Source organism: Microbacterium sp. Leaf351 (assembly GCF_001423825.1).
Taxonomy (GTDB): Bacteria; Actinomycetota; Actinomycetes; order Actinomycetales; family Microbacteriaceae; genus Microbacterium; species Microbacterium ginsengisoli.
The window spans coordinates 3022-13141 of sequence record NZ_LMPK01000033.1; the positions used below are offsets into that span (position 1 = coordinate 3022).

The window sequence follows — 10120 nt, forward strand, 5'->3', positions numbered from 1 at the left end:
CGACGAACACGTTCTCCGGGTCGATTCGCGCCCGCGCCGCGATCTCTGCGACGAGTTTCCGGTAGAGGGCCTGCTTGGTCTCGACCGGGCGCTCCCTGCCGACGACGATCCGGACAAGGACGAAATCGGCGGTACGGGGGCCGCCGAGGAAGCCGGTGTCGAAGATCAGCTCGTCCGGCTCGCGCTGATGGATGACCTGGAACCGGTCATCGACAGGGATACCGAACTCGGCCACGAGGGCGTCGTGCACGGCGTCCGCGATCGTACGGAGCGACTCCCGGCTTCGCCCGCGAAGCAGCGTGATGTCGACGACGGGAATCGGACTCACCCCTCCTGGTAGACGGGCTCTACGGAGACGAGGATCCCGGTGCGGGTGAGCTCGGCGATCTCGTCTGCGCTCAGACCGAGTTCGGCGAGGACCTCGGCGTTGTGTTCGCCGCGATAGGCGGCGAGGCCCGCGTCATCGAGGACGATGTGGTCGTCGAATCGCCACGGGCGTCCGGGGATCGCGTATGCCTCGCCGTCCCGGTCGACGGCGTTCCGCGTTGCCGGCCAGGACTGAGCCCATTCCGTCTCGACGAACTCCTGGATCGTGCGTACCCGGCCGATGGCGATCCGTGCTTCGTCGAATTGCACGTCGAGGGACTCCATGTCGGCGAAGGTGGTGATCCAGTCCTGCACGATCCGGTGCAGCTCCGGGAGGTGCTGTTCGCGGAGCTCGGGGGTGAGGAATCTCGGGTCTTCGGCGAGATCCGGTCGGCGCATCGCGGCGACGTAGAACGGGAAGGTCAGGCTTCCGACGAGGCTCATCGGGCTCGCGAACCGCTCGCCGCCAGGGCCGGTGAAGAACGGACCGTCGGTGGCGCCGAGCACGGGCCGCTCGGCGCCGAGGTCGATGCCGGAGAGGTCGACGTGGACGCGCTCGTTCATCGACAGCATGACCGCGGCCATCGCGACGTCGATGTAGCGACCGCGACCGGTCCGCTCCCGGTCCGCGAGTGCCGCGAGGATCGCGATCGTCGCGTGCAGCCCGGCGTACACATCGGCGTGGGACAAGGAATCGCTCCTCGGCCGTTCATCGCGGTCGAAGTGCGCGAGGGTGTTCGCCGTGATGCCGGTCTCGGCCTGGACGGTCGGCGCGTAGGCCGACCGACTCCGCCAGGCCCCGTGCTGGCCGTAGCCGCTGATCGAGGCGTAGACGACGGCGGGATTCGTCCTCGCGATGGTGTCGTAGTCGAGGTCGAACGCGGCGAGGGCGCCGGGGCGGAAGTTCTCGACGATCACATCCGCTTTGTCGCAGAGGCGCGCCACGACTTCTCGGGCACCGGGGACGTTCAGGTCGATGCTGACGTTACGTTTACCGGCATTCTGCTGGGCGTAGTAGCCGGACATCTCCCCGTTGCCGGGAAAGGCGCGCCGCGAGAGGTCGCCGCTGGGCGGTTCGATCTTGATGACATCGGCACCCAGATCGAGGAGGGTCTTCGCGCAATGGGGGCCGGCGAGCACCCGCGAGAAGTCGACGACGCGGAATCCTTCCAGCGGCAGGGCGTCGGTCATCGTGCTCATCGCCCCTCGAAGAACGCCTGGCCGATGCCGTTGTCCCGGTATGACGTGACCCCTGTCACAAAGTCCTCGGACCGGAAGACTGGGCGCTGCAATTCGGCCATCGCCTCGTCGGCGGCGGCGGTTCCGCGGTTCACGGCGACGGAGACGAGTTGCTTCGTCGCGATGTTCGCAAGCGTCGGCCCGTGGGCGAGCTCCTGGGCGAGCACCATCGTCGCGGTGTCGAGGTCTTCGTCGGGGACGACCCGGTTGATGATGTTCCACCGCTCCAGCGTCGCGGCGTCGTAGCGTCGCCCGAGGAGCGCGATCTCCTTGGCTCTGGCCGCCCCGGCCCGCTGAGCTATCCGTTGCACGCCGCCCATCAGCGGCTGCAGGCCGACGGTCACCTCGACGGATCCGAACTTGGTGGACGCGGCCGCCACGACCAGGTCGCAGGCGAGGGCGAGCTCGAAGCCACCGCCGACGCAGGTGCCGTGCACGGCCGCGACGATAGGCGCCGGATGCGCGTCGAAGGCGTCGAGAAGATCGACGAGGTGCCAATCGAGGACATCACTGTCCCTGGTCTCCGCAAGCATCGAGTCGAGCTCTGCTCCGGCCGAGAAGTGCCGAAGCCCGCTGCGGAGGATCACCGCTCGCGCCTGCTGTTCCTCTGTCCAGCGAAGTGCATCGATCAGGGCGAGAACGAACGCCTTGTCGAGCAGGTTGTACGGCCGGTGCTCCATCGTCAGGATCGCAACGGCGCCGTCGAGGGCCCTGCCGATGGTCAGGGTGGAGGCTGGTGTGGTTCCCATGTGCATGTGGTCCTTGATTGTGTCGTTCGCGCGATGTTTGTCGGTCGGGCGGTCAGCGCGGTGGCAGGTTGAGCAGGGATTCCGTTTCTGCGACCGACGCGAGCTCGTGATCGAATGCGGCCGCCATTCGCGCCGCACGCTCAACCAGTGGGTCGTTGCCTTGGCTCAGTTCGCCCTTGCGCAGATAGAGCGTGTCCTCCAGTCCGGCGCGGACATTCCCGCCGAGCCCGAGGGCGATGCCAGTGAGCTCTTGACTGGCGCGCCCGATGGCGATGACCTGCCACACGGCGCCCTCGGGCAGGCGCCGGACCATGGTCAGAAGGTTGTCCGCGGTTGCGGCCATGCCGCCTTGCACCCCGAGAACGATCGAGAACTGCATCGGCTCGTCGTCGAGCAGCCCCTTGTCGCGCAGCCGCAGGCAGGCCTCGAGGTGACCGGTGTCATAGATCTCGAGCTCCGGCTTGACGCCGAGTTCATGCATCCGGGCGGCGAGGCGAGCCACGTCGGCCGGCGGGTTGCGGAACTCGAAGGCGCCGAAGCTCATGGAGCACGGGTTGAGGGTCGCCATGCGCGGGCGCAGTTCGACAAGAGCCTCGCGTTCTTCGAACGGCACGGACAGGCCGACCCCGGTCGAGAGCTGGATGTGTATGGGGCAGCGCTCTGCGATGAGGTCGACGGTGCGTCTGGCGATGTCGAGGTCAGCAGTCGGCCGGCCGTCGGCATCTCGGAAGTGCAGGTGCGCGACGGACGCGCCCAGGCGATAAGCATCCAGGACGGCGTCGGCGATCTCTTCCGGCTGGGTGGGCAGGGTCGGATTGTCCTGCGTGGTCGCGATCGGCCCGGTAGGGGCCACAGTGAGTACGACGGTCATGTTCGATCTCCTCGTCTTGAGAGTGTGCGCGGAGTCGGATGGCCGGACCGGTGTAGGCCTGGCCACCCGACTTCGGCGATCACTCGGGCGACGGCCCCCACGGGCCGGAGCCGACCTTGGCCACGTTCACCAGCTTGCGATTCACGAACTCCCCGAAGCCGAGCTCGCCAAGCTCCCGCCCGAAGCCGGAGCTCTTGGTGCCGCCGAAGGGGACTTCCGCGGCGGTCCAGGCGGGCTGGTTGATAAACACCATGCCGCTGTCGATGTGCGACGCGACCGCCCTGCCGTGCTTGGTATCCCCGGTGAACACCGAGGCCCCGAGACCCCAGGGGGTGTCGTTCGCGAGAGCGATGGCCTCCTCTTCGGTGTCGACGACATAGGCGGCGAGCACCGGGCCGAAGAACTCCTCGGTATAGGCCGGGTTGCTCTTGGTGATGCCCGTGAGGACGGTGGGTTCGAGGTAGAAGCCCGGCCGGTCGATGCGCTTGCCACCGGTCCGTACCTGGGCGCCGTTCTGCTTCGCGGTCTCGATCTGCTCCAGGAGCAGGTCAAGTGCGCGCTCGGAGGAGAGCGGGCCGAGGTTGGTCAACGGTCCGGCCGGCTCCGCCGGGTCTGCCGGCTTGAGGGCGGCGAGTGCCTCCACGACCCCGGCGATGACCTGTTCGGCGCGGTCCTTGCCGACGACGATGAGCCGCTTCGAGCCGACGCAGCACTGCCCGTTGTTGAACATCCGGCCGAAGACGGCCCCGAACACCGCACCCGGGATGTCTGCGTCATCGAGAACGATCAGCGGGTCGCTGCCGCCCGACTCCGCTACGACCTTCTTCAGGTTCTGCCCGGCCTGTGCGGCCACGGTGGCGGCAGCTCGGGGGCTGCCCGTGATGGTGACGCCGGCGACCCTCGGGTCCGCGATGATCGTCGCCGCCTGCTCGTGGGTGACGAACAGGTTCGTGTAGACCCCCTCGGGCGCCCCGGCCTGCTCGAACGCGCGGGCGAAGGCCAGTGCGCACTGCGGGACGCTCTGGGCGTGCTTGAGCAGGACGACGTTCCCGGCGGCGAGCTGCGGGCCGGCGACTCGGGCGAGCTGGTAGTAGGGGAAGTTCCATGGCTCGATCGCGAAGATCGCGCCGATGGGCGCCGTCTCGAGATACGCCCCGGGCGACTCCGGGAGCGGCTCGGGCTCCAGGAACTGCTCCACCCGGTCCGCGTAATAGTCAAGGATCGACGCCGCCAGGCCCACCTCCGCGTCGGACTCCCAGGCGAGCTTGCCCATCTCCAGCGTGATGAGGCCTGAATACTCCGCTTGGTTGTCGCGGAGGTACGCCGCCGCCTTCTTGATGATCGCGGCGCGCTCCGCGGCCGGACGCTCACGCCAGTCCGCGTACGCCCGGTCCGCGGTCGCAAGCGCAACCTCGAGCTCGGCGTCGGAGATCGTCTCGAATGTTGCCAGCTGCTCCCCGGTCGCCGGGTTGATGGTCGTGAACGCCCGGTTGATGGTTGTGAGCGTCATGATCAGAAGCTTTCCCGGGTGCCGGCCGTGAGCCGGACGTTGATGGGCAGCTGCTCGGCCTGCGAGTACTCGGAGGCCTTGTTCTCCTTGACCCAGCGGGCCTCGCCGACGGACTCGAAGGGCGGCGGCACGAATCCCTGCAGCGACCACAGGTCCGCCGGCGGTTCGGTGATGGTGAACTCCCAGTCGAAGCCCTTGTCGGCCACCCAGGGCTTGATGACCTCGTCGAGATGGTGCACCCACCACTCGCGCAGGACACGACCGGGAAGGGTGCGGGCCATCTGGTCGATGTTGAGACGCACGAACTTGTCGTGCGGCCGGCCGCTGACCCACAGGTCACCAGACTCGACCTCCTTGAAGATCACGACGACATAGAAGGCGGGAATGCCGACGATGTCCGTGTAGATGGCCGTGATCGCGTTGACGAACTCCTGCTTCTCCGACTCATTCCAGGCGTTCTCCGGGTGATGTATCTGCCACAGCGGCATTGCCGGGCCCCTCTCGTTGCGGTTGACCGTGACCCGCGTCATCGCGGAGCCAGGGCGCCAGGTCTCTTGTGATCGAGCAGCGAGGCGCATCCACAGTTGACCACAGACTGCGTTGCATTTCGAGAGTGAGTCTGGTTTCTGAACTCACTAGGTGAAATCTCGAGTCAGAATGCCTTCCGCCGGCCCTGAGGCTCGCCACCCTCGCCGCCGGGGACCAAAGCCAGGCGATCGCGGAAGTCACCGCCCTCGGTCACGACATCCGGATAGCCGCTCCCCTTGACGAACTGGACGTCGTCATCCGCAAGACTCTGACGGCAGTGCCCGCAGACCACATCGACTTGCGCGTCATGACCGCAAGGCCGGTGATACAGACCGACCGGCGGACCATCGCCATTCCCGAGCCAGCGGTCACCCCACGCCAGCAGCGCCGCAATCGCCGGGAACAGGTCATGACCCATATCCGTCAAGAGGTACTCGTACCGCGGCGGATTGTCCTGGTAGAACTCCTTCGTCAAGACCCCCGCCTCAACGAGATTCGTCAACCGGTCGGACAGCGTATTCCGCGCAATCCCGAGTGACTTGTGGAAGTCGTCAAACTTCGTCACCCCGTGAAAGCTGTCGCGAAGGATCACCAGTGTCCAGGCGTCACCGAGCACGTCTGCAGCGCGCGCCACTGAACACGGCCAGGCTGACAAGTTGCGTCGCATGCGTCCAGACTAGCAACTCAGTTGCAAAATGGAGCAATCTGGTGCAGAGTGCGTAGTATTACGCAACTGACTCTCAGTTCTGTATTCACGCCCACTTCAATGGCGATGGGGATAGAGACATGTCGATTACGACCACCCGCCCGCTTGACACCGCCCCGCTGGCGGCCGCACTCGAGACTGTCGGCGATCGCTGGAGTCTCGCCATCCTCCACGCGATCGCCGCAGGCGCCACCCGCTTCACCGAACTCCAGATCACCACCGCCGCGCCACGCGCAAGTCTGACCTCGCACCTTAGGCACCTCGAGCACCGCGGACTGATCCGACGAGCGCCGTATCAACTCGCACCCAGCCGCTGGGAATACCGGCTGACGGACTGCGGGGCCGCCATCATCCCGCATGCGACCGCCCTTGCGGATTGGGCCGCAGAGCATCTCTGTCGCCCGGCTCAGGGTATGGACGGCCGCAGAGGCGCGGAGTTGCTTTGACGATGGGTTTCGTCTAGCAGTGAGTCGACGCAACCAACGACGGGGGCCCGGCCGATGACCGAGCGCCTCACAGATGTTCCGCGCATAACCGAAACACGCGAGCGCCGACTATGACGCCCGGCACGAATAGCAGCATCTCGCCACCCAGCACCGTTACCGAGGCCGTGGTCCGGAGGGTTCCGCACCGACTGGAGCAGCCGTTCCACGACCCGCGCGGAACTGCCCTGGGCTGCCCGCCAACGGCCGCGAGACTACGCCATGTCGACAAGATCGACCGGGCCACGGCCCGATCTGACCCACGTGACGTTCGACGTGACCAAGGGCGCCCCGCACGAGCTGCATCTCTCGCCCGTGGTGCTCTGTTCCCCGCACGACCGGCAGATGATCTCAATGCCTCCACCGGCGCCGGCCTCTGTGTGCCGTTCGCCCCATTTCGCAAGAGCATGCAGGATCGGGAGCGCGTCAGCGGCGGCTTGGGTGGGGAGGTAGTCGTGGCGCGGACGAGCGCCTTCCGTGTAGGGCCGCTTCTCGAGCAGTCCGGCCTCGACCATCCGCTTCAGGCGGTTCGCGAGGATGTTGTCCGCCGGACCCAACACATCCTTGAACTCATCGAAGCGGCGTGCGCCCCCCAGCGATTCACGCAGGATCAGGAGCGTCCATGGGTCGCCTAGCACGTCGATCCCGCGCGCGATCGGGCAACTCTGCCCGGACCAGTCAGACCTCAACGCCACTCCGAGACCTCCATACTTGTTTCAAGCAAGCCGTGTCCTCTAGTGTAGCCCCCGTGTCCAACTCTCTTGGGGAAAGTCTGACCGTCGTGGTCCCGGCCCCGGCTCGGGTCCGGACGGTGACCGTGGTGGTGGCGGCGAGCGTGCTCGCATCTCTGGACCTGTTCATCGTGAACCTGTCGTTCTCGTCGATCAGCGCGAGCTTCCCCGGCGCGACGCCGCAGGCGCTGTCCTGGGTCCTCAACGCATACGCCGTCGCCTTCGCCGCGCTCCTGATCCCCTCGGGCCGCCTCGCGGACCGTCTTGGGCGCAAGCGCCTCTTCCGCGTGGGAATGCTCGCCTTCGCCATCGGTTCGGCCGGGTCCGCGGCAGCGCCCGAGGTTGTGACGCTGATCGTCGCCCGCGGAGTCCAGGGCGCTGGCGCGGCGCTGATGGTGCCCACGAGCCTCGCTCTCCTGCTCGCGGCGTTCCCGAAGTCCCGGCACAAGCAGATGGTCAGCATCTGGGCCGCGACCGGCTCGGTCGCGGCGACCGCCGGGCCCGTGCTCGGCGGACTGCTGACTCAGCTCGACTGGCGGCTGATCTTCCTCATCAATCTCCCCATCGCGATCCCCGCCCTGATCCTCGCCGCGAGGCTCACCGAGACACCGAGAAGCAAGACCCCTTACCCCGACCTGTTCGGATCGGCTCTGCTCGCACTCGGGGTGGGAGCGCTGGTGACCGCGATCTCGTACGTGACGGACTGGGGGCCGGCCAGCCCCTGGTTCTGGGGCCTCATCCTCCTGAGCGCCTGTGCGCTGGCATGGTTCGCGCGCCGCTGCCTGACCCGCGCGGCACCGGCGGTGGACCTCGGCATCTTCCGATTCGCCAGCCTCCGCATGGCGACCATCGGGATGGCAAGCTTCTACATCGCCTTCGCGATCATGCTCCTGGGCAGCAGTATCTTCCTCCAGGATGTCTGGCAGTGGACACCCGCGGCTGCGGGCCTGGCCCTCGCCGCCGGACCCGCCACCGCGATCATCGCATCCCTCCTCGCCGGCAAGCTCCCCCTCGTCCCTCGGACTCTCGTGAGCGTCGGCGGGTTCCTCTACATCGCGACCTGCGTGCTCTGGGCTCTCCTCCTGACGGACGCCGAGGCCTACGCGGCCGTGTTCCTGCCCGGAATGATCCTGACCGGAGCAGGTGCCGGCTTCGCCCAGACCGGGTTCCTTACCGCGGCAACCGCCGACATCCCCGACACCGCTCACGCGACCGGAACCGGGATCGTCAACACGTCCAGACAGATCGGCGGAGCCATCGGCGTCGCCCTCCTCATCGCCCTCACCCAGACCGGAACCGACGCCGAGGACTACACGATCGCGTGGATCGTGATGGGCGCGGCCGGCCTGCTCGCAACCCTGACTGGTGTGACCATGCGCTCCGCGAAGCACGCTCCGGACACCGGCGACGCACACTGGCCGAGCCGGACACCATGAGAGATCGAAGGACCCCCATGAGCCGCATCCTCATAGTCGGAGCCGGGGCTGTCGGCGGCTACTTCGGCGCCCGCCTCGCCCAGGCGGGTCGTGACGTCACATTCTTGGTGCGGCACCCGCGGGCCGCGATACTGCGCGAGCACGGTCTGCGCATCCACACGCCGGACGGCACCATAGAACGTATCGATGCGAAAACCGTCACCGCCGATGCTGTCGACGCCGCCTACGACCTCGTTCTCCTCGCGGTCAAGGGCTACGCGCTCGACGCCGCCATCCGGGACATCACTCCGGCGATCGGGCCGGCCACGATCATCGTGCCCGTCCTCAACGGCATCACCCACATCGCTGCACTTGCCGACCAATTCGGCGCGGACCATGTCTATGGCGGGGTGTGCATCGTCGCGACCGCCCTCGACGCGCAGGGCGACATCGTCCAGCTCAACCAGCTGCAGAAGCTGAGCTGGGGTCCGCTCGACGGCCGATCCGCCGACCGGCTCGACGACGTGTCCGCCCTCCTCACCTGGGCCGGCTTCGACGCTGAACCGTCGACCACGATCCTCCACGACATGTGGGAGAAGTGGGTCTTCCTGGCCTCCCTCGGCGCGATCACCTGTCTCATGCGCGGCACGATCGGTGACGTCAATGCCGCCCCTCGCGGCCGCGACTTCGCGCTCGACATCCTCGGGGAGGCTGCCGATGTCGCGGCAGCCGCAGGCTTCGCCCCCCGCGAGCCCTTCCTGAGCGACATTCGGCGAACCGTGACAGAACCCCGTTCGGCTCTGACCTCGTCGATGTACCGCGACCTCATCGCAAGCAGGCCCGTCGAGGGTGACCACATCCTCGGCGCCCTCGTCGACGAAGGAGCCAGACACCGCGTGCCGACCCCCCTCCTGGCACTGGCTCACACCAGCCTGTCCGTGTACACGGCGCAGCGCGACAGTCGTCGACCGATGGGGTGACGCCATTGTCTTGGGACGCGAGGCGTTCGCGGCGCGGCAGCGGCCGACACACCGTGGGTGCGCGGCGTGTGACGCCATTGTCTTGGGACGCGAGGCGTTCGCGGCAGTGTCCGGTCACTCCGATCGAACGAACCCGAACAGTCGCGCTGGGTTCTTCACCGTGATCGTCTCGATGTCCTCGCGGCTCACGCCGCGGGACGCCAGGAATGGGACGACATCGGTCAAGACGAAGTCATACCCGGCTCCCTCTTGAGACGAGCCGTCAAAGGACGGGTCTCGAGGGCTTTCGACCTCGCGTCCGGTTGCCCCCCGGACATGTGACAGTGCGGCGAAGCAACGACCGCCGAGAACCAAGCTTCCCCGTGCAGAGAAAACGAGCTGCGGCCGGCGATCGAGGAGCTTCTCGGCGCGCTGGGTGTTTCGATCGACGAGGATCCGGGGGACCCTGCAGGCGACGATGACCGGGCGGGGCGCCAGAACCCGCCATAAGGCGCTGCGAGCCGGGTGATCGTGTCTGGGCCGTAGAACCTCTCGGTCGGCGGG

12 protein-coding genes are annotated in these 10120 nt (G+C 67.2%); 3 read left to right on the forward strand and 9 right to left on the reverse strand.

Annotation, left to right across the window (positions count from 1 at the left end; genetic code table 11):
• From ASG00_RS08315 to ASG00_RS08345, 7 genes are all read right to left on the reverse strand, one after another.
• A partial coding sequence (locus ASG00_RS08315; protein WP_200930895.1) for a tautomerase family protein occupies window positions 1-328 on the reverse strand: 328 nt, incomplete at its 3' end.
• Complete coding sequence (locus ASG00_RS08320; RefSeq protein ID WP_197425739.1) at window positions 325-1566, reverse strand: CaiB/BaiF CoA transferase family protein; 1242 nt, start codon at window positions 1564-1566, stop codon at window positions 325-327. The genes ASG00_RS08315 and ASG00_RS08320, both read right to left, overlap by 4 nt.
• Window positions 1563-2492 (reverse strand): enoyl-CoA hydratase/isomerase family protein, encoded by a 930-nt coding sequence (locus tag ASG00_RS08325; RefSeq protein WP_235557361.1) that lies wholly within the window; start codon window positions 2490-2492, stop codon window positions 1563-1565. Before ASG00_RS08325 ends, ASG00_RS08320 begins: the two co-directional genes overlap by 4 nt.
• Window positions 2407-3225, reverse strand: a complete 819-nt coding sequence (locus ASG00_RS08330) for a 3-keto-5-aminohexanoate cleavage protein (protein ID WP_056208482.1) — start codon at window positions 3223-3225, stop codon at window positions 2407-2409. Before ASG00_RS08330 ends, ASG00_RS08325 begins: the two co-directional genes overlap by 86 nt.
• A gap of 79 nt (window positions 3226-3304) precedes the next feature.
• Window positions 3305-4735 (reverse strand): aldehyde dehydrogenase family protein, encoded by a 1431-nt coding sequence (locus ASG00_RS08335; protein WP_056208485.1) that lies wholly within the window; start codon window positions 4733-4735, stop codon window positions 3305-3307.
• A gap of 2 nt (window positions 4736-4737) precedes the next feature.
• A complete protein-coding gene (locus ASG00_RS08340; RefSeq protein ID WP_056208489.1) occupies window positions 4738-5223 on the reverse strand; it encodes a tautomerase family protein in 486 nt (161 codons plus the stop codon).
• A gap of 164 nt (window positions 5224-5387) precedes the next feature.
• The gene (locus tag ASG00_RS08345; RefSeq protein ID WP_056208492.1) at window positions 5388-5930 is read right to left on the reverse strand and encodes a winged helix-turn-helix transcriptional regulator; all 543 of its coding nucleotides are present in this window, start codon (window positions 5928-5930) and stop codon (window positions 5388-5390) included.
• A gap of 119 nt (window positions 5931-6049) precedes the next feature.
• On the opposite strand from ASG00_RS08345, the gene ASG00_RS08350 reads away from it, so the two are divergent.
• The gene (locus ASG00_RS08350; RefSeq protein WP_056208495.1) at window positions 6050-6415 is read left to right on the forward strand and encodes a winged helix-turn-helix transcriptional regulator; all 366 of its coding nucleotides are present in this window, start codon (window positions 6050-6052) and stop codon (window positions 6413-6415) included.
• A gap of 251 nt (window positions 6416-6666) precedes the next feature.
• On the opposite strand, the gene ASG00_RS08355 is transcribed toward ASG00_RS08350, so the two are convergent.
• A complete protein-coding gene (locus tag ASG00_RS08355; protein ID WP_056208498.1) occupies window positions 6667-7146 on the reverse strand; it encodes a winged helix-turn-helix transcriptional regulator in 480 nt (159 codons plus the stop codon).
• Window positions 7147-7262: 116 nt separating this feature from the next.
• Between ASG00_RS08355 and ASG00_RS08360 the strand changes: the two genes are divergently transcribed.
• The gene (locus ASG00_RS08360) at window positions 7263-8618 is read left to right on the forward strand and encodes an MFS transporter (protein WP_056208501.1); all 1356 of its coding nucleotides are present in this window, start codon (window positions 7263-7265) and stop codon (window positions 8616-8618) included.
• A 17-nt stretch (window positions 8619-8635) separates the two neighbouring features.
• Window positions 8636-9577 carry a ketopantoate reductase family protein gene (locus tag ASG00_RS08365; RefSeq protein WP_056208504.1) on the forward strand — a complete coding sequence of 314 codons (942 nt, stop codon included), beginning with the start codon at window positions 8636-8638 and terminating at the stop codon, window positions 9575-9577.
• A 114-nt stretch (window positions 9578-9691) separates the two neighbouring features.
• On the opposite strand, the gene ASG00_RS17775 is transcribed toward ASG00_RS08365, so the two are convergent.
• Window positions 9692-10120: hypothetical protein (locus ASG00_RS17775; RefSeq protein ID WP_235559451.1), on the reverse strand; the 429-nt coding region annotated here is incomplete at its 5' end.